Origin of the sequence: Bradyrhizobium sp. Ai1a-2 (assembly GCF_000426245.1) — a bacterium.
Classification (GTDB): Bacteria; Pseudomonadota; Alphaproteobacteria; order Rhizobiales; family Xanthobacteraceae; genus Bradyrhizobium.
Genome location: NZ_AUEZ01000022.1, coordinates 59,285 through 76,509 on the forward strand (window position 1 = coordinate 59,285; position 17,225 = coordinate 76,509).

The following is a 17,225-nucleotide window of genomic DNA, read 5'->3' on the forward strand; positions in this document are numbered from 1 at the left end:
GGAAGTCAAGAGCGCGAGAGCGGGAGCTTGGTGCCGGCAACGGCCCGTTCGGCCACGACGCCGTGGCGGAAGCGGAATAGCTTGGCGGGGCGGCCGACCGTCTCGGCGGCCATTGCGCCTGTCTCTTCAACGAGTTCCTGCTGCTCGATCAGACGCCGAAAATTCTGTTTGTGGACAGTGCGGCCTGCAAGAGCCTCAACACTGCGTTGCAGTTGCAGCAGGGTGAATTCGGCCGGCATCAGTTCGAAGACGACTGGCCGGTATTTGATCTTGGCGCGCAGCCGCGCGATGCCTGTGGCCAGAATGCGGCGATGATCCGATATCATGGCGCGGCCGGGCACGACGGCTTCTCCGGTGCGCTTGTCGCGAACCGCTTCGGGGATCAACGAGGCCTCGTAGAGCAGTTCGTAGCGCTGCAGCACCAGCTCTTCATTCCATGCGCGGTCGTCGATGCCGAAGGTGATGGCGGCGCGCTGCCAGCGCGCCTTCTGCACGGAGGCGCTCTCCGCCGATTTTGCCCAGGCGCGCAGCCTGGGCGCCACGATCTTTGCGATCAAGGCGGGGCTGCCGGCGCGATGATCTTCCCACGGGAAATACTCATACCAGCCGGACCAATGGGCTTCGGAGGCCTCCCTGACCTGGTCCTCGCGGGTCAGGCCGAGATAGCTGATCGAGATGCGATGCGGCGCCCTGGCGTCGCCCGTGCGCCCGTGATCAGCGAAGGTATAGAGCTGCTCGACATAGCCGAGCGGGTGCCCGGTCTGCGCCTCGACCCAGGCCCGCAGGCCGGTCTGCAGCGAGCGGTGCCCGAACTGGAAGGGACCGCTCGGCAGCGCGGTCGCATTCGCGATCGTCATGATCTTGGGTTCGCCCTCGGTCACCGCGACCAGGACGGCGACGAGGTCAGCGGTGATCGCGTCGATCGATGTTTCGGCTTTTCGCAGTGCCTTTGCCACGCGGACATCCTGTCGCGGCTAGCAATAGCCGTAAACGCCGCAGGCGTACGGCAGGCGATTCCAGTAGGGACCGCCGTAGTAGGGGCCCCCATAATATGGACCGTCATAGCTGTAGGAGAAGTGATTTCCGTAATAGCCGGGCAGGCTCGACGAACCCGGCAGGATCGGCTCGCCATTGACGAACGGCACGTATGGCACCACGGCGGCGGGCGTGAACAGCACGTCTGGCTCCTGCTCGACGACGACAATCTGGCGACCGCGGCGGACGTAGGGGGCTGGTGTCACGGTCGTCCGGTACTTGTAGTGCGGCCGCGGCAGGCCAGGGGGCAATTGGTGGGCGGCGCGGTAGGCCGCATGCTTGGTTGCAACCGGGCCGTCGGCGGCAATGGCGGCATCGATCGCAAACAGGGCGATCGAAGCGAGCAATGTCGAGCGCAGCATCGTCGTCTCCGATTCGAGAGGGCGACAGAATGCCACCTTATAGCGGAATGACCGTTAATGAGATCGGGTCATTCCGGGTTTGACGCCGCCGCGCCATCCCGGAATGACGGCCAAGGGAACAGCTAAGCGCTAAGCCCCCAGCGCCTGATCAAGGTCGGCGATCAGGTCGTCCTTGTCCTCGATGCCGATCGAGAGCCGGACCACGTCCGGAGCGGCGCCGGACTTGACCTTCGCGGCATCGTCGAGCTGGCTGTGGGTGGTGGAGGCCGGGTGGATCACCAGCGAACGGGTGTCGCCGACATTGGCGAGATGGGAGAACAGTCTCAGGTTCGACACCAGGTTGACGCCGGCGTCATAGCCGCCCTTGAGGCTGAAGGTGAACACCGCGCCTGCACCCTTCGGCGCATATTTGCGAGCGAGGTTGTTGTACTTGTCGCCGGGTAGCCCCGCGTAATTCACCGACGCCACCGCGGGATGGCCGGCGAGGAATTCCGCGACCGCTTTGGCGTTGTCGCAATGTTTTTGCATGCGCAGCGGCAGCGTCTCGATGCCGGTCAAAATCATGAAGGCATTGAACGGAGAGAGCGCCGGGCCGAGATCGCGCAAGCCCAGCACGCGACAGGCGATCGCGAAGGCGAAATTGCCAAAGGTCTCCTGGATCTTGATGCCGTGATATTCCGGGCGCGGCTCGCTCAGCATCGGATATTTGTTGTCCTTCGACCAGTCGAAGGTGCCGCCGTCAACGATGATGCCGCCGAGCGAGTTGCCGTGGCCGCCCAGGAACTTGGTAAGCGAGTGCACGACGATGTCGGCGCCGTGGTCGATTGGCTTGATCAGATACGGTGTTGCGAGCGTATTGTCGACGATCAGCGGCACGCCGGCCTTGCGAGCCACCGCGGCAATCGCCTCGATATCGGTGACGCTGCCGGAGGGATTGGCGATCGATTCGATGAAGATCGCTTTGGTGTGTGGCGTCACCGCGCGTTCGAAGCTTTCGATCTCGTCGGGATCGGCCCAGGCGACGTTCCAGCCAAAGCTCTTGAAGGCGTGGGTGAACTGGTTGATCGAGCCGCCATAAAGTTTGCGCGCGGCGACGATCTCGTCGCCCGGCTTCATCAACTGCTGCAGCACCACGACCTGCGCCGCGTGTCCCGAGGCCACTGCGAGTGCGGCGGTGCCGCCTTCCAGTGCGGCCACGCGCTCTTCCAGCACCGCATTGGTCGGGTTGCCGATGCGGGTATAGATGTTGCCGAACGACTGCAGGCCGAACAATGAGGCCGCATGGTCGGCGTCGTTGAACACGAATGACGTCGTCTGATAGATCGGCGTCGCCCGCGCGCCGGTGGTGGGATCGGGCTGCGCACCGGCATGCACGGCGAGGGTCGAAAATCCCGGAAGGCGATCGGTCATTCTGGTCGTCCTATGTTTGGGTCGGAAATAAAAGCGCGGCATGCTGATTGCAGCCACGGCGGCCGTCAAGGCGAGTTGCGGGCCGCATGCGCGTTGGAAACAGCGTGCTTCGTTATGCCGCGAAGTCGAAACATTTGTTTCGCATTCGCGTCACGTCGTCTCGGTCTTGTTCTTTGCAGCGCGATCGGACGCGGCGGTTTCGCCGCCGCCGACGCTCATCCGATTGAGCGACAGCCGCATGCCCTGTGTCGGCATCGGTGCACGCTTGGAGCTCAGCGTGCGCGAATTGACGCCCATCCACGAAATCTCCGAAGACAGCCGGCCATATTCGATTTTCGGGCAACGGTTCATCACGACCTTGATGCCAACGGCCTCGGCCTTTGCGGCGGCCGCGTCGTCGCGTGCGCCGAGCTGCATCCAGATCACCTTCGGCAAGGGCGACAGCCTGAGCGCTTCCTCGACAACCGGCATGATGTGGCTGGAGTTGCGAAAGATGTCGACCATGTCGATCGGACGTCCGATGTCGGCGAGCGACGCGACGAAGGGCTTGCCGAGCAGGCTCTTGCCGACATGTCCGGGATTGACCGGGATCATGTCGTAGCCGCGCTCCGCCAGATATTTGAAGGCGAAATAGCTCGGCCGCACATTGACCGGCGAAGCGCCAACCATCGCGATCGACTTCACGCTGTTGAGGATGCCGCGGATGTAATTATCGGGGTAGGTGTCGTGGTTCATTGTGCCTTCCACTTCGTCATCGCGAGGAGCGAAGCGACGAAGCAATCCATGCTTCTGCGCGGGGAGATGGATTGCTTCGCTTCGCTCGCAATGACGGGAAACTATCTATCCTGCCATTTCGGCTCGCGCTTCTCGATGAAGGCGCCGATGCCTTCCTCGGCATCCTGCGCCATCATGTTTTCGGTCATCACCTCGGCGGCATAGCGATAGGCGTCCGCGAGGGTCATCTCGGCCTGGCGGTAGAACGCCTCCTTGCCGAGCTTCACAGTGTAGGCGGATTTCAGCGCGACTTTTTGCGCCAGCGCAATCGCGGCCTCTCGTTCGGTGCCGGCTGGTACGACGCGGTTGACGAGCCCGATGTCGCGGGCGGTCGCGGCCGAGATCGGCTCGCCCGTGAGCAGCATCTCCATGGCCTGCTTGCGCGGAACATTGCGCGACAGCGCCACCATCGGCGTCGAACAGAACAGGCCGATATCGACACCGGGTGTCGCGAAGGCCGCATCCTCAGAGGCGACCGCGAGGTCGCAACTTGCGACCAACTGGCAGCCGGCGGCGGTCGCGATGCCCTGGACGGAAGCGACCACCGGCTTTGGCAGATGCACGACTGCCTGCATCATCGCGCTGCACGCGTTCATGATCTCCGCGAAATAGGCGCGGCCGCGGTCGGCATCGCTGCGGTGCGCGGTGAGTTCCTTCATGTCGTGGCCGGCCGAGAAGGCAGGACCGTTGGCGGCGATCACGACGGCGCGCACAGCTCGGTTGTCGTGAATCTCCTTGAGCGCGCCATGCAGCTCTGCGATCAGGCCTTCGGAGAGGCTGTTGCGCGCGGCGGGGCGGTTGAGCGTCAGCACGGCGATGCTGCCGACCTGCTCCCGCAGGAGGATCGGCGATTGCGGCGCGACGGCACGGGCAGCTTGGGGCATCTCCAAATTTCCACTAAGGCTTTTTTCGATTAAGGCTTGGCCGCAACTTAGTGTAACACGCGGGCTGAATCGAGGGCGGGGACGGCATGGCGTCGGCGAAAATGAGCGTGGCTGAACTGGAGAGGTTCCTGCGCGACGAGTTTCCCCAGGCATTCAGTGGGGACGACATCACCATCGAGAGCGCCGACGGCCGGACCTGCCTTTTGCGCCAACGCTACAGTGAGCGGATGCTGCGGCCGGGCGGCACGGTGTCGGGCCCGACGCTGATGGCGCTGGCCGATTTCGCGATGTACGTGGTGTTGCTGTCGGCGATCGGCCCGGTTGGCCTGGCGGTGACCACCAATCTCAACATCAATTTTCTCCGCAAGGGCCAGCCGGGGCAGGACGTGCTGGCGGCGGCGAGGCTGTTGAAACTCGGCAAGCGGCTGGCGGTCGGGGAGGTCAACCTGCTTTCGGGCGATTCCCCGGATCCGATTGCCCACGTGACGGCGACCTATTCCATTCCAAACAAATAGGGTTTCTGGAGGTATTATTATACCTTATTTACAAGTAATTGTTTTTGCTGGACTAAATCGCGCTGATCGGCGTTGACGAATTTCGCTCACTTCTCTAGAAAGCCGCCAATCCGGCGCGACGCCTTGCGCCGGAAACTCATTTTCACGGACAGCTCTCATGAAAACCTTTTCGGCCAAGCCCGCCGAGGTGCAGAAGAAGTGGGTCGTGATCGACGCCAAGGGTGTGGTGGTCGGTCGGCTCGCTACCATGGTCGCGATGCGGCTGCGCGGCAAGCACCTGCCCACCTACACGCCGCATGTTGATTGCGGCGACAACGTCATCATCATCAACGCCGCTCATGTGGTGCTGACCGGTCGCAAGCGCGACCAGAAAGTCTACCACAAGCACACCGGCTACATCGGCGGCATCAAGGAGCGCAGCGCGAAGCAGATCCTCGAGGGTCGCTTCCCCGAGCGCGTAGTCGAGAAGGCCATCGAGCGCATGATCCCGCGCGGCCCGCTCGGCCGCGTCCAGATGGGTAATCTGCGTGTCTATCCCGGCGCCGAGCATCCGCACGAAGCGCAGAACCCCGAGAAGATCGATTTCGCCTCGCAGAACCGCAAGAACATGAGGGCCGCATAAGATGTCCGATACCATGCAGTCTCTCGACCAGCTTGCGCAGCTGAAGCCGGCGGCTCCCGAGGCGCCGAAATATGTGAAGAAGATCGACAAGTACGGCCGCGCTTACGCCACCGGCAAGCGCAAGGACGCGGTCGCCCGCGTCTGGGTCAAGCCGGGCTCCGGCAAGATCTCCGTCAACACCCGCGACGTCGAAGTCTACTTCGCCCGTCCGGTGCTGCGGATGATGATCCAGCAGCCGCTGGTCGCCGCGGCCCGCGCCGGCCAGTACGACGTGATCTGCACGGTCACCGGCGGCGGCCTGTCCGGCCAGGCCGGTGCGGTGCGCCACGGCCTCTCCAAGGCGCTGACCAATTTCGAGCCGGAATTGCGCAGTGTCCTGAAGAAGGGCGGCTTCCTCACCCGTGACTCGCGCACGGTCGAGCGCAAGAAGTACGGCCGCGCCAAGGCGCGCAAGTCGTTCCAGTTCTCGAAGCGCTAACCGCTTCACTGCAATTTGCAGCAACTGCAAAGGGCGCCGCGAGGCGCCCTTTTTGCTGCGCCTTTGCACATCAATTGTCGCAGTTTTTCCTGAAAACTTTTGTGTGCACGCAAACGGATTGCCAACGCGCCACGCATAGCCTGAGCGGTATTAACGCAGCGCTATCCTTTTCGGATCGCGCCCTTGAGAACGTGGCATCACACGCTTTCATCACACGCACCAGGCGGGGCTCATGTCGTTCGATATTTCGACGCTTTATCTGTTTGCCACGATGGTGGCCGCCATGCTCGGCGCCATGCTGTTGTTCTTCGGCAATCAGGAGAAGATTCCGGCGTTGAAGTGGTGGGGCAGTGCGTATCTTCTCGGCGCGGCCTCGGTTGCGGCATCGACCCTCGCGGGCTCGATGCTTGGCGAAATTGCCTCGCTGGCGTTGAATGCGGTGGGCTTCATCGCCTGCGGCATGGTGTGGAATGCTGCACGGGTGTTCCATGGCCGCAAGCCGAATATCCCCGGCCTCGTGCTCGGCGCGATCGCGTGGGTCGGCGCCGCGCTGACCTTGTCGCCCGAACGGCCCATGCTGAAGCTGACCATCGGCGCTGCGATCATCGCGATCTACGCGTGTCTCACGGCAGCCGAATTGGGAAGGGAACGGCGACGCGCGATGCGGCGGCGCTGGCCTGCACTCGCGGTGCCCGTGCTGCATGGCTGCGTGCTGCTGCTGCCGATCCTGCTCGGCAATTTCCTGCGCCCGCATGATGCGGCGTTCGGCGAAAGCATCTGGGTGACGGTGTTCTCGGTCGAGCTCATCCTCTATGCGATCGGTACCGTGTTCGTGATCTTCATGCTGGTATCGGACCGCGAGGTGACCGCGCACAAGACGGCGGCTTCGATGGATCCCCTGACCGGCATGTTCAACCGCCGCGGCTTCGCCGAGGCCTGCACACGGGTGATCGAACGCGAAGCCGAGGCCGGCCGTCCGGTGACGGTGATGATCTTCGATATCGACCACTTCAAATCGATCAACGACCGCTTCGGCCATCCCGCCGGCGACGAGATCCTGAAATTGTTCTCGGCCGTCGTCGTCAACAACCTGCGCATCAGCGATCTCTCCGGCCGCATCGGCGGTGAGGAATTCGCGGCGCTGCTGCCGTGCCCGCTGGAAGAGGGCGTGCTCGCCGCCGAGCGCGTGCGCGAATGCTTCCAGGCCTCCGGCATCGTCTGCGACGAAGGCCCGGTCGATACCACCGTCAGCATCGGCGTTGCCGGCGGGCCCGCAGGCACCGAGCTCGAGGTGCTGCTCGCCGCCGCCGACACCGCGCTCTATCAGGCCAAGCGCGGCGGTCGGAACCGCGTCGAGGCCGCGGAGGAATTGCCGCTGTCGCTGGAGAACTGGCGGCGCAAGACCGCCGGTCTCGCGCCGCCGGCGCGCGAGAGGCCGGTCGCGGCTTGAGAGCAACTTGATCGATATTGGTAAGATTCCATTTACCACTCGATTCCTATCATCCCGGGCATGGAATCGACCCGCCTTCACAATCCCCAATCCTCCCTGTTGTCGCTCGAAGCTGCCGCCGCCACCGCCCGTGGCGGGTTCGGCTGCCTGTTCTCGAGCTCGGCTGAATACGAGACCGCGCTGATCGCCGAGCGCCGCGCCCAAGGCCGCTACGGCCGCCCGCGCAGCCCCTGGCCGATGCTGATGTTCCTGGGAATCACGCTGATGCTCCTCGGCACGGTGCTCGTGTTCAATTAGGCCAGCGCTACATCCCGTATCGGTGAAGGCGCCGCGAGGCGCCTTTTTCTTTTCGATAAGCTGAGCTAGAGACGGGCCCTTTCCAGGGAGAAGCCCAATGGTCACCGAAATTGCACTCATCGACGTCAAGCCCGGCTCTGAAAAGGATTTCGAAGCCGCGGTAGAGAAAGCACGCCCGCTGTTTCTGCGCGCCAAGGGCGGCAAGGGGTTCGAATTGCACAAGTCGATCGAAAAGCCGTCGCGCTACCGGCTGCTGGCGAAGTGGGAGACGCTGGAGAACCACACCGTCGATTTCCGCGGCTCGGAAGACTTCGCCGCCTGGCGCGCACTGGTCGGACCGTTCTTTGCCGCGCCGCCGGAGGTCGAGCATACCGAGACCGTGCTGACGGCCTGAGCCTTCTCACGCCGCCACCCGCGGCTCCTCGGCCTTGAAGTGGTCGAGCATCACCTTGGCGATCGCCATCAGGGGGAGCGCAAGCGCGAGCCCCCAGACGCCGAACACCACCCCGAGCAGGATCTGGAACGCAAACAGCGTGGCAGGCGGAATATCCAGCGCCTGCCGCTGGATGATCGGGGTGAGCACGTAGCTTTCCATCGCGTGCACCCCGAGGAACAGCACGAAGGCCGAGAGCGCCGCGATCCAGCCCGAGGCAAGGCTCGCGAGCACCACGATCAATCCGCCCAGGATCGCGCCCACCGTCGGAATGAAGGCGAGCAGGCCGGCCTGGATGCCCAGGATGAACGAGCTCTGGATGCCGATGATCGAGAGCCCGATCCAGGTGACGAAGAATACCGCGCTCATGGTGATGATCTGAGCGATCAGCCAGCGCTCCAGCGTGTCACCGATGCGGTCGACGATGATGGTCGCCTGTTCCCGATGTCGGGCCGGCATCACGAACAATAGCCCGGCGCGGTAGATGCTGGGCTGCGCGGCAAAGGCGAGGCCGAGAAACAGCACGATGAAGAAGTTGCCGACCGCACTCACGGTGCCGAGCAGGACTTTCAGGGTCTGGCTGATGATCGCGCCGCCGCTGGAGGCGAGCGCGCCGGCGCTCGGAAGACTGTGGGTCGCTGCGGCGCCCGGGGTCGTCGGTGTCGACGAGTCCGTCGGCGCGGAGGCCTGGTTGCTGAAGTCGAGGTAGCTGGTGTCGATGCCATGCTGCTCGAGGAAGGACTTCACGTTCACCAATTGCGACTTGATGGTATCGCTGAGCGCGGAGGCCTGCTGGGCGATGGTGGCCCCGCCGAGGAAGACGACGCCCGACAACAGCGCCGCCAGCGCCAGGCAGACGATGGTCAGCCGAAGCGCGTGCGGCAGCTTGACGCCGTAGCCGAGCAGGTTGGTGAGGGCGTTGAGCGCGACCCCGAGCAGGACCCCGGCGAAGATCAGGAACAGCGTCGCCGCATAGTGCCAGGCGAGCGCCAGCAGCGCCGCGAACAGCACGATCCCGATGCCGCCAACGCTGATCGCCCACGCCAGATCGTTGCGGGTCTCAAGACGGTCGCCGCCCGGTAGTCTCACATCGATTCCCTCGCGCATCGATTGTTCTCACCTTGTCGCCAAAATCCCGCCGGGATCAAGCCGCCGCCCGCGCGCCGGTTTGCCGCTGTCCGCAGGGCAGGGCAGGCCGCCCAGCCCAGCCCGCGGGGCCGCGCTTCGTCCCTTGACCCCGCGGCGCCTGCGTCCCACGCCGATGTGATCCGCAAGCATAATATGTTGATCCGCGATCCGGTCGGGGGCATTATCCCTCCGGAACCATGACAAACATAGAAAATCATTCCTACGCGAGACGCTGAACAATGAGACGGCCCGTGGTCGGCGTGATCGGAAACGCCCATCGCATCGAAGATCGTTTCACGGTTCAAATGGTCGGGGAACGCAACCTGCGCGCGATCACCGATGTGGTCGATGCCGTTCCGCTGATGTTCGCAGGCTCGCCTGAAATTACCGACGTCGGCGCCTTGCTCGACGTGGTCGACGGTGTGGTCCTCACCGGCGCCCGGGCCAATGTCCACCCGACACGCTTCAATTGCGAGCCGCATATCAGTCACGAGCCTTACGACATCCACCGTGACGAGGTCGCGCTGGCGGTGTCGGAAGCCTGTGTCGCGCGCGGCATCCCGCTGTTCGGAATCTGCCGTGGGCTGCAGGAGATGAACGTCGCTTTTGGCGGCTCGCTGCATCCCGAGATTCGCGAACTGCCGGGACGCATCAACCATCGCATGCCAAGGCTGGACAACGGCGAGATCCATCCTGACCCGCTGGTGGTGTTCGCCGACCGCCATGACGTGACGCTCACGCCCGGCGGTGTTCTCGCGCAGCTCCTGGGCTGCGAGACCATCCGCGTCAATTCGCTGCACGGGCAGGGCATCCTGAAGCCCGGCGAACGCGTCGTGATCGAAGGCGTCGCCGAGGACGGCACCATCGAGGCGATCCGGATCGCCGACGCGCCGGGCTTTGCCCTCGGTGTGCAGTGGCATGCGGAATATGACCCGCAGCGCAACCCGATCAACAAAAAGCTGTTCGAAGCTTTCGGCGCAGCGCTGCGCGAGCGGCAGCGCGCGGCGGCGTAGTGGCGTTGCTCGCCGCGAGAGCAGTTGGTTCTGATTTCATTGTCAAACAGCGATTCCGTAGGATGGGTAGAGCGAAGCGAAACCCATCGCGATGGAGCAAGCGGGTCGAATGATGGGTTTCGCTTCGCTCTACCCATCCTACGTCTGATTCAAACAGCGGATGTGAGTGCGCATTCTCGCGGCATGCATTGCCCGAGCTTTGCTTCACTTTCCGCCCTCTCATTGAACAGAGGGCGCAGGGAAAGCCGGGTGCTGGTTGCACCCGTGGGTCCCGTGCAACAAAAAGCACGGGGGTAGGACCACAGGTTCAACCGAAGCATTCCGGCTTTCCCTGCGCGATGGTTTTACGGTTTCCTTCGTGCTCTCCCCGGTGACCGGGCTTTCTTGCCACCGTCACCTCAAGCGCGAACAAAGTTCGCGCGAAAGGCTTAGCGCCAGCGTCGGGGCGCCAGGACCACACGACTTCGCCGTCCGTGATGCGCGTGCTCGTCAGTCATACGCATCACGTCCACCGCATCTCACCGCAACGTTCGTGACGATCGCGAGCCGCCCCTCATCCGCCGTGAGACGCGCGGAGTTAAATCACTGATTTGCCCGACGACGGAAGCGGAATGTTTTTTGTCTGAGGGCTGGACAGACTTTCGTCCTGATTTGCCCGTCGGGTTGATTTGTCGCACTCAAACCAGCGACATCGTCGTCGCGAGCGGAGCGACTTGTCCGCCGTAGCTCAACGAGCGAAGGCGGAAGCAATCCACAGCGCAGCAGCGAAATGACGCGATAGGCCAAGAGCTGATCTCAACGCTGTCCGCTTAACGCCAATGAGTCGCCTTGGCTCAACTACCGAGTCTAAAATCGGTAAGTTGCGGTTCCCAGGATCGTGCGTCCGAGGCCATAATAGCAATCGCCGCGCGCGTAGCACGCCGCCACGTAACGTTCGTCACCGATGTTATTGACGTTGAGCTGCAGCCTGAACAGGCCGGGATCGTAGGCGACCATCATGTCGAACAGAGTATAGGCCGGAATGGTGTAGGTGTTGGTCTCTTCGTAGGAGTCGCCGATGTAGCGGACGCCGGCGCCGACCGTGACGTCGCGGAGGCCGAGCGCGCTCAGGCGGTACTTGCCCCACAGCGAGGCCTGGTTGGCAGGCACGCCCTCGACGGTTTTGCCGACATTGTCGCCGCGTTCGACCTTGGCATTGATGTAGGAATAGCTGGCGATCAGGTCGAGATCGGGCGTGACCTTCCCGATGACTTCGATTTCCGCGCCGCGGATACGGACCTGTCCAATCTGGCTCGACGCGAATGGATTGGATGGATCGGTTGACGCCGCGAGTCGATTTTTCTCTACCGTGTCGTAGATCGCGCCGTTGATGGCGAGGCCCGGCATCGGCGTGTATTTGAAACCGACCTCGTAGATCTCGCCGCGCTGGTCCTTGCAGGGGCCGTCAACGCAATTGCTGCCGCCAAAGGTCGGGCTGAAATACACCGGATTGAACGACTGCGCCCAGACGACGTAGGGATTGAAGCCGACCGGCGTTTCATACATCAGGCTCGCGCGTCCGGTTGTCGCCGACCTGTCGCTGTCTGCTCCGGTATAGCGCGTGCTGGCATAATCCTGCCGGACCCCGATCGTCGCGAGCCAGGGGCCGAGGCGCATCTGGTCCTGTGCGTAGAGGCCGGTCTGGGTCTGCTGTGCGTCGGGACCCCGCGTCAGCGCAGGCAGATCGACGCTGGTATAAACCGGCGCATAGAGATCGAACGGCGTCGGGTCGAAGCCGGAGCCGACGGACGAGCGCGCATAGACGTCGCGATAATCCACGCCGAACAGGACCTTATGCTCGAGCGCACCGGTGAGCGCCTTCACCTGGATATTGTTGTCGATGGTGAAGTTATCGTTCGACACTTGCTGATTGGCGCTGTAGCGGTCCACCGTGCGCCGCGCGGCATCAAGGAAGGGGTCGGCCGAGAATACATTCGCATAGACGGAACGATAGATGCCGTCGACGTGGGCGTAACGCAGGTTCTGGGTGAATTTCACCGCGTCGTTGAAGCTGTGCTCGAACAGGCTGCTGATGGCACCGGTTTCGGTCTGGTACAGATCGGTGTTGGGATCGCCGACGAAACGGTTACGCGGGATGTAGCCGTTGATGCTCGGCAGGAGCGTGCCTTCGCGCGGCAGGAAGCCGTTGGTGGTGCCGGTCCGGTCCTTCTGATAGACGCCGAGCACGGTCCAGCTCGTGTTCGTCGTCGGTCGCCAGGTCAGCGATGGCGCCAACAGGATGCGATTGTCAGGAACGAAATCGACCTGCGTCCCGCTGTCACGAAACAGGCCGACGAAGCGATAGAGCCATTCACCGTCCTTGGTCAGTTTGCCCGTCGAATCCATCTGGACTTGCTTGCGACCGAAATTGTCGAACGACACGCCTATTTCATTGTAGGATTCTGCCCGCGGACGCTTGGAAATCAGGTTGACGAGACCCGCGGTGGAGGTGTCGCCATAGAGCACCGATGCAGGTCCGCGGAACACTTCGATGCGCTCGAGCATATAAGGATCGACGCGCCACTCGTTGAAGTTATTGCGGTTGTTCACCCGCGTGCCGTCGAGATAGACGTTTGGGTCCTGGCCGCGAACTTTGAAATAGTCGTTGCGTGAATCGACGCCGCCCGGCTCGGCGAATACACCAGGCACGTAGCGCAGGCTTTCCTGGATGTTGGTAGCGCCCTGATCCCGGATCCGCTCGGCGCTGACGACCGAGATAGACTGTGCCGTCTGGCTCAACGGCGTGTCGGTCTTGGTGCCGGTACCGCTCACCGTCGCGAGGTAGCCTTGCACGGGACCCGTGGCAGTCTCCTGCGTCGAGGCAGCGCCGGGGGTGACTGCAGCGGCGGCGGGACGATTGGCGGCGCGTGTCGCGTTGCGTCGCGCGGCTGACCGGGCAGACTGAGAGCGTTGTGGACGGACGGCAGGTCGCGGTTTCGCTTGTTCGACAACGACCGGCGGCAACTGAGTGGACGCCTGGCCAAAAGCAGAAACGTCGAATGCTAAACTCGCAAACGCAATGGTCGACGCGCCAAAGAGATATCTCGCATTGTTCATCACCGCTACACCGCCCCAGTCCAACTGATATTGCTTAGCAGTGGTAACAACGGTGGTAGTGCGTCGAAAGTGGATTCAGGCTTTATTCCGAGATCTAGAACTAGAAGAACTCCATGTGGAATGATTCCAAGATCTGGAATTAGAAGCACTCTAGGTGAAACGTTCGGACGGGCCGATCCAGCTATCAGGCAAACTACTGACGCTCCCGATGCATCACTCCGCTGCGGCGAGCACCTGCTGCGCAGAACGGCTTTGGCTGTTCGCTCTTGCAGCCAGCCGGGCACGCCGTTTGCGATACCAGATCACAACGCCGGTCACCGATAGCGCCGCCACCACGATGCCCATCAGCGAAATAAGGATTCGTCCCGGCAGTCCGAGAATGCGTCCCGAATGCATTGGAAACTGAGCCTGGACAAAGATGTCAGCCGCTGTGCCCTGCCACGGCACGCGCGCACCGAGCGGGCGGCCGTCCTGGCCATCGTAATATAGCTGCGCCGGGCCGACACCACCGGCACCATGGTCGTCTCCGGGACGGAAGAAGCTGACGCTGTAGATGTCAAATTGTCGGGCGTAGTAGACCGCCCCGACCGGTTCAGTCCAACCGCGACTTCGCCCATCCGCTTCGCCCTTTGCAATGATGTCAGCGAACGAAAGCTTGGGCGCGGCCGGCTGATCGAGTGGTGCAGGCGTGCGCACTTCATATGGCGTTGGCGTGTAGTTCGACACCGTCTTCATGAGCGGCGAAAACACTTCGAAATAGAGATTGAGCGAAAAGGCGGTGAACGCAATGACGAGGAGCAGAGCCCAAGTCCACAGGCCGAAGGCGCGATGGATGTCGAAATTGATGCGGTAAGCGCTTCCCTTTGTCTTAATAACCCAGGCCGGCTTCCATCTCGCCCAGAAGCCGCGGTCAAGCTGGCGCGTTACGACCGCGGGTCTGGCGGCACTGCTCTTACGACGCGCCGGCAGCGTCAGGTAGAAGCCGACAAAACAGTCGAGAGTCCAAATGATGGCGATGATGCCAAGCAGGCGTGTGCCCCAGCGATCGCTGCCCCAGAACTCGGGAATGTGAAGGGTATAGTGCAGCTTGTAGAGAAACGAGACGAAGTTTTCTCGCGTCACAGGCCATACCGCGCCCCAGTAACGACGGCCGAGTTCTTCGCCGGTCGCAGGGTCGAGAAACACCTGATTGTAGTTCAGCTCAAACCGCTTTCCAGTTGCCGGGTCGATTGCGGGCTCCACGAAGAACGACAAGGCGTCTCCGGCCTCTGGCGTCGTCACGAGATAACTGACACGCACCCGCGGATCACGATCCTCGATCAGCTTTGCCAGTTCTGTGGACGGCCTGGCCGGTCCGGACGTCTTCGCCGAGGTGAGGCGGCTATTGAGCCATTCGTCGAGGGCATGGTCCCAGGAAATCACCGCTCCCGTCACGCCGGAGAAAAACAGAAACGCAGCGGTGATGAGGCCCGCCCAGCGGTGGATGATTCCAAACGGAGCTCTCATTCTCTGGCCTCATGCCCTCGGTCGGGAACAGCAGCTCAACGCCTGAACTGGTGAAACGCTCTGAAGGTTCGCGGAGCTCCTTGGTCCTAACCCATCCAGGGTTGATCCAATACGACCACGTTTTTGAATTTCTCTAGTGTCGCATTCGGGCTCGTCGTTGCGGCATATGACGCGTTGCAAGGCCGTGACGTGAGGCCGCCGCCTTTAACGCTGCGTCCCCACGTCGCACCCCGCCGATAACTCGATGCTGCCGAGCGAGCGCGCGCCAGCGCCGCGCGATGCCTACGAGGCCGGCCGGCCCGACGGTCCGAGGTCGTTTGCGAATGTCGCATGGGCTGGCCGGGGTATCGTTCCCTAGCGAGCTGTCGCGAAGACAGTTTGGTTTTACGGAAGTTCTTTGAAGCGGCCGCTGCTATCGACGACAAGCGATACGGCTTTGCCGTTTTTCACAGCCTGGAAGGTGGTGATCTTTCCGGATTTCATTTCGCGGATTTGGGTATAGCCCTCACGCTCGAGCTTCACTGTGATCTCCTCCAGGCTCAGTCCATAAGCAGTCGAGATGGCACCGATCATCGCTACGGCGCAAAGGACGGATCGATAGATCGCTCGAGCCGGCATGAGCTTCTCCTTTGGTGTCCATCGTCGGGACTGGTGGCATCACGCCGCAAAACAAAAAGGCGCCCCTCTCGGAGCGCCTTTCGCATCGTTGCGGCGGTGAAAACTCACTGCGAATAGTACATGTCGAATTCGACCGGATGCGGGGTCATTTCGAAGCGCTCGACTTCGGTCATCTTGAGTTCGATGTAGGCGTCGATGAAGTCGTCGTCGAACACGCCGCCGGCCTTCAGGAATGCGCGGTCCTTGTCGAGATTTTCCAGCGCCTCGCGCAGGCTGCCGCATACGGTCGGGATCGACTTCAGCTCTTCCTTCGGCAGGTCGTAGAGGTCCTTGTCCATCGCCGGGCCCGGATCGAGCTTGTTCTTGACGCCGTCGAGGCCGGCCATCAGCATCGCGGCGAAGCCGAGATAGGGGTTGGCCATCGGATCGGGGAAGCGGACCTCGACGCGCTTGGCCTTCGGCGAAGCGGTGTAGGGGATGCGGCAGGAGGCCGAGCGGTTGCGCGCGGAGTAGGCGAGCAGCACGGGGGCCTCATAGCCCGGCACCAGACGCTTGTAGGAGTTGGTGGACGGGTTGGTGAAGGCGTTGATGGCCTTCGCGTGCTTGATGATGCCGGCGATGTAGGAGAGGCAGGTCTCCGAGAGGTCGGAATACTTGTTGCCGGCGAACACCGGCTTGCCTTCCTTCCAGATCGACTGGTGGCAGTGCATGCCCGAGCCGTTGTCGCCATAGACCGGCTTCGGCATGAAGGTGGCGGTCTTGCCGTAGATGTGCGCGACCTGATGGATGCAGTACTTGTAGATCTGCATCTGGTCGGCCATCAGCGTCAGCGTGTCGAACTTCATGCCGAGCTCGTGCTGGGCGGAAGCGACTTCGTGGTGATGCTTCTCGACCTTGACGCCCATCTTGGCCATGGCGCCGAGCATTTCCGAGCGCATGTCCTGCACCGAGTCCTGCGGCGGCACCGGGAAATAACCGCCCTTGGTGCGGATGCGGTGGCCGAGATTGCCGCCCTCATATTCGGTGTCGGAATTGGTCGGCAGCTCCGAGGAGTCGAGCCGGAAGCCGGTGTTGTACGGCGTGGAGGAGAAGCGAACGTCGTCGAACACGAAGAATTCCGCTTCGGGACCGAAATAGACGGTGTCGCCCACGCCCATCGACTTCACCATCGCTTCCGCCTTCTTGGCGATGCCGCGCGGATCGCGGTTATAGGGCTCGCCGGTGGTCGGCTCGAGCACGTCGCAGGTGATCACCATCGTGGTCTCGGCGAAGAACGGGTCGATCGTCGCGGTAACGGGATCGGGCATCAGGCACATGTCGGACTCGTTGATCGCCTTCCAGCCGGCGATCGAGGAGCCGTCGAACATGGTGCCTTCGGCGAAGACCTCGTCGTCGATCATGCCGACGTCGAAGGTCACGTGCTGCCACTTGCCGCGCGGATCGGTGAAGCGAAGATCGACGTATTTGACGTCGTTGTCCTTGATCGATTTCAGGACGTCTTTGGCGGTCTTCATGAGTATCCCTTTTGACTTTGCGGGTCGGTTTCCAGGTGAGCGACGTTGTTCTCGCTTGGCCAGGTTTCGCGCGATGATACAAACGAAATC

The 17,225-nt window shown here is 62.4% G+C and carries 17 protein-coding genes and 1 pseudogene; 8 read left to right on the plus strand and 10 right to left on the minus strand.

Annotation, left to right across the window (positions count from 1 at the left end; translation table 11 throughout):
* Positions 1 to 5: 5 nt before the first annotated feature.
* The 5 genes from K288_RS0116930 to K288_RS0116950 all read right to left on the minus strand — a co-directional run bounded on the left by K288_RS0116930 (position 6) and on the right by K288_RS0116950 (position 4,465).
* Entirely contained in the window at positions 6 to 956 is a 951-nt protein-coding gene (locus K288_RS0116930; RefSeq protein WP_027580621.1) for a membrane protein, read from the minus strand.
* An 18-nt stretch (positions 957 to 974) separates the two neighbouring features.
* Entirely contained in the window at positions 975 to 1,397 is a 423-nt protein-coding gene (locus K288_RS0116935; protein ID WP_027580622.1) for a hypothetical protein, read from the minus strand.
* 129 nt (positions 1,398 to 1,526) lie between these two features.
* Positions 1,527 to 2,807, minus strand: a complete 1,281-nt coding sequence (locus tag K288_RS0116940) for an O-acetylhomoserine aminocarboxypropyltransferase (protein ID WP_027580623.1) — start codon at positions 2,805 to 2,807, stop codon at positions 1,527 to 1,529.
* Positions 2,808 to 2,957: 150 nt separating this feature from the next.
* Entirely contained in the window at positions 2,958 to 3,542 is a 585-nt protein-coding gene (locus tag K288_RS0116945; RefSeq protein WP_027580624.1) for a CoA-binding protein, read from the minus strand.
* Between the two features lie 101 nt (positions 3,543 to 3,643).
* The gene (locus K288_RS0116950; RefSeq protein ID WP_027580625.1) at positions 3,644 to 4,465 is read right to left on the minus strand and encodes an enoyl-CoA hydratase; all 822 of its coding nucleotides are present in this window, start codon (positions 4,463 to 4,465) and stop codon (positions 3,644 to 3,646) included.
* 86 nt (positions 4,466 to 4,551) lie between these two features.
* Between K288_RS0116950 and K288_RS0116955 the strand changes: the two genes are divergently transcribed.
* The 6 genes from K288_RS0116955 (at position 4,552) to K288_RS0116980 (ending at position 8,221) form a co-directional block, all read left to right on the plus strand.
* Positions 4,552 to 4,980 (plus strand): PaaI family thioesterase, encoded by a 429-nt coding sequence (locus tag K288_RS0116955; RefSeq protein WP_027580626.1) that lies wholly within the window; start codon positions 4,552 to 4,554, stop codon positions 4,978 to 4,980.
* A gap of 157 nt (positions 4,981 to 5,137) precedes the next feature.
* Positions 5,138 to 5,602, plus strand: coding sequence for a 50S ribosomal protein L13 (gene rplM / locus K288_RS0116960; protein ID WP_027580627.1), 465 nt, complete (start codon positions 5,138 to 5,140; stop codon positions 5,600 to 5,602).
* Between the two features lies 1 nt (position 5,603).
* On the plus strand, positions 5,604 to 6,080 hold the full coding sequence (gene rpsI / locus K288_RS0116965) for a 30S ribosomal protein S9 (protein WP_043160061.1): 477 nt from the start codon (positions 5,604 to 5,606) through the stop codon (positions 6,078 to 6,080).
* A gap of 232 nt (positions 6,081 to 6,312) precedes the next feature.
* Positions 6,313 to 7,530 carry a GGDEF domain-containing protein gene (locus K288_RS0116970; protein ID WP_027580629.1) on the plus strand — a complete coding sequence of 406 codons (1,218 nt, stop codon included), beginning with the start codon at positions 6,313 to 6,315 and terminating at the stop codon, positions 7,528 to 7,530.
* A 60-nt stretch (positions 7,531 to 7,590) separates the two neighbouring features.
* Entirely contained in the window at positions 7,591 to 7,827 is a 237-nt protein-coding gene (locus tag K288_RS0116975) for a hypothetical protein (protein ID WP_027580630.1), read from the plus strand.
* A 97-nt stretch (positions 7,828 to 7,924) separates the two neighbouring features.
* A complete protein-coding gene (locus K288_RS0116980) occupies positions 7,925 to 8,221 on the plus strand; it encodes an antibiotic biosynthesis monooxygenase family protein (RefSeq protein ID WP_027580631.1) in 297 nt (98 codons plus the stop codon).
* Positions 8,222 to 8,227: 6 nt separating this feature from the next.
* Here the strand turns inward: K288_RS0116980 and K288_RS0116985 are convergent, their stop codons facing one another.
* Entirely contained in the window at positions 8,228 to 9,367 is a 1,140-nt protein-coding gene (locus K288_RS0116985; protein WP_051334582.1) for an AI-2E family transporter, read from the minus strand.
* Between the two features lie 260 nt (positions 9,368 to 9,627).
* On the opposite strand from K288_RS0116985, the gene K288_RS0116990 reads away from it, so the two are divergent.
* A complete protein-coding gene (locus K288_RS0116990) occupies positions 9,628 to 10,401 on the plus strand; it encodes a gamma-glutamyl-gamma-aminobutyrate hydrolase family protein (protein ID WP_027580633.1) in 774 nt (257 codons plus the stop codon).
* An 846-nt stretch (positions 10,402 to 11,247) separates the two neighbouring features.
* Here K288_RS0116990 and K288_RS0116995 read toward each other — a convergent pair.
* Together K288_RS0116995 and K288_RS0117000 are read right to left on the minus strand one after the other, a co-directional pair.
* Complete coding sequence (locus tag K288_RS0116995; protein WP_027580634.1) at positions 11,248 to 13,233, minus strand: TonB-dependent siderophore receptor; 1,986 nt, start codon at positions 13,231 to 13,233, stop codon at positions 11,248 to 11,250.
* 477 nt (positions 13,234 to 13,710) lie between these two features.
* Complete coding sequence (locus tag K288_RS0117000) at positions 13,711 to 15,003, minus strand: PepSY-associated TM helix domain-containing protein (protein ID WP_027580635.1); 1,293 nt, start codon at positions 15,001 to 15,003, stop codon at positions 13,711 to 13,713.
* A 240-nt stretch (positions 15,004 to 15,243) separates the two neighbouring features.
* Here K288_RS0117000 and K288_RS54735 point away from each other — a divergent pair.
* Positions 15,244 to 15,361, plus strand: a pseudogene (locus K288_RS54735) (SAM-dependent methyltransferase); the annotation flags it as partial.
* A gap of 26 nt (positions 15,362 to 15,387) precedes the next feature.
* On the opposite strand, the gene K288_RS0117005 reads toward K288_RS54735, so the two are convergent.
* Both K288_RS0117005 and glnA read right to left on the minus strand, forming a co-directional pair.
* The gene (locus K288_RS0117005; RefSeq protein ID WP_027580636.1) at positions 15,388 to 15,621 is read right to left on the minus strand and encodes a hypothetical protein; all 234 of its coding nucleotides are present in this window, start codon (positions 15,619 to 15,621) and stop codon (positions 15,388 to 15,390) included.
* Between the two features lie 104 nt (positions 15,622 to 15,725).
* Entirely contained in the window at positions 15,726 to 17,135 is a 1,410-nt protein-coding gene (gene glnA / locus K288_RS0117010; protein ID WP_027580637.1) for a type I glutamate--ammonia ligase, read from the minus strand.
* Between the last annotated feature and the right edge of the window lie 90 nt (positions 17,136 to 17,225).

Excerpts from the sequence above, each read along its gene's own strand:
- K288_RS0116935 (WP_027580622.1), bottom strand. The coding sequence starts at position 1,397 with ATGCTGCGCTCGACATTGCTCGCTTCGATCGCCCTGTTTGCGATCGAT.
- K288_RS0116940 (WP_027580623.1), bottom strand. The coding sequence starts at position 2,807 with ATGACCGATCGCCTTCCGGGATTTTCGACCCTCGCCGTGCATGCCGGT.
- K288_RS0116945 (WP_027580624.1), bottom strand. The coding sequence starts at position 3,542 with ATGAACCACGACACCTACCCCGATAATTACATCCGCGGCATCCTCAAC.
- K288_RS0116950 (WP_027580625.1), bottom strand. The coding sequence starts at position 4,465 with ATGCCCCAAGCTGCCCGTGCCGTCGCGCCGCAATCGCCGATCCTCCTG.
- K288_RS0116955 (WP_027580626.1), top strand. The coding sequence starts at position 4,552 with ATGGCGTCGGCGAAAATGAGCGTGGCTGAACTGGAGAGGTTCCTGCGC.
- rplM (WP_027580627.1), top strand. The coding sequence starts at position 5,138 with ATGAAAACCTTTTCGGCCAAGCCCGCCGAGGTGCAGAAGAAGTGGGTC.
- rpsI (WP_043160061.1), top strand. The coding sequence starts at position 5,604 with ATGTCCGATACCATGCAGTCTCTCGACCAGCTTGCGCAGCTGAAGCCG.
- K288_RS0116970 (WP_027580629.1), top strand. The coding sequence starts at position 6,313 with ATGTCGTTCGATATTTCGACGCTTTATCTGTTTGCCACGATGGTGGCC.
- K288_RS0116975 (WP_027580630.1), top strand. The coding sequence starts at position 7,591 with ATGGAATCGACCCGCCTTCACAATCCCCAATCCTCCCTGTTGTCGCTC.
- K288_RS0116980 (WP_027580631.1), top strand. The coding sequence starts at position 7,925 with ATGGTCACCGAAATTGCACTCATCGACGTCAAGCCCGGCTCTGAAAAG.
- K288_RS0116985 (WP_051334582.1), bottom strand. The coding sequence starts at position 9,367 with ATGCGCGAGGGAATCGATGTGAGACTACCGGGCGGCGACCGTCTTGAG.
- K288_RS0116990 (WP_027580633.1), top strand. The coding sequence starts at position 9,628 with ATGAGACGGCCCGTGGTCGGCGTGATCGGAAACGCCCATCGCATCGAA.
- K288_RS0117000 (WP_027580635.1), bottom strand. The coding sequence starts at position 15,003 with ATGAGAGCTCCGTTTGGAATCATCCACCGCTGGGCGGGCCTCATCACC.
- K288_RS0117005 (WP_027580636.1), bottom strand. The coding sequence starts at position 15,621 with ATGCCGGCTCGAGCGATCTATCGATCCGTCCTTTGCGCCGTAGCGATG.
- glnA (WP_027580637.1), bottom strand. The coding sequence starts at position 17,135 with ATGAAGACCGCCAAAGACGTCCTGAAATCGATCAAGGACAACGACGTC.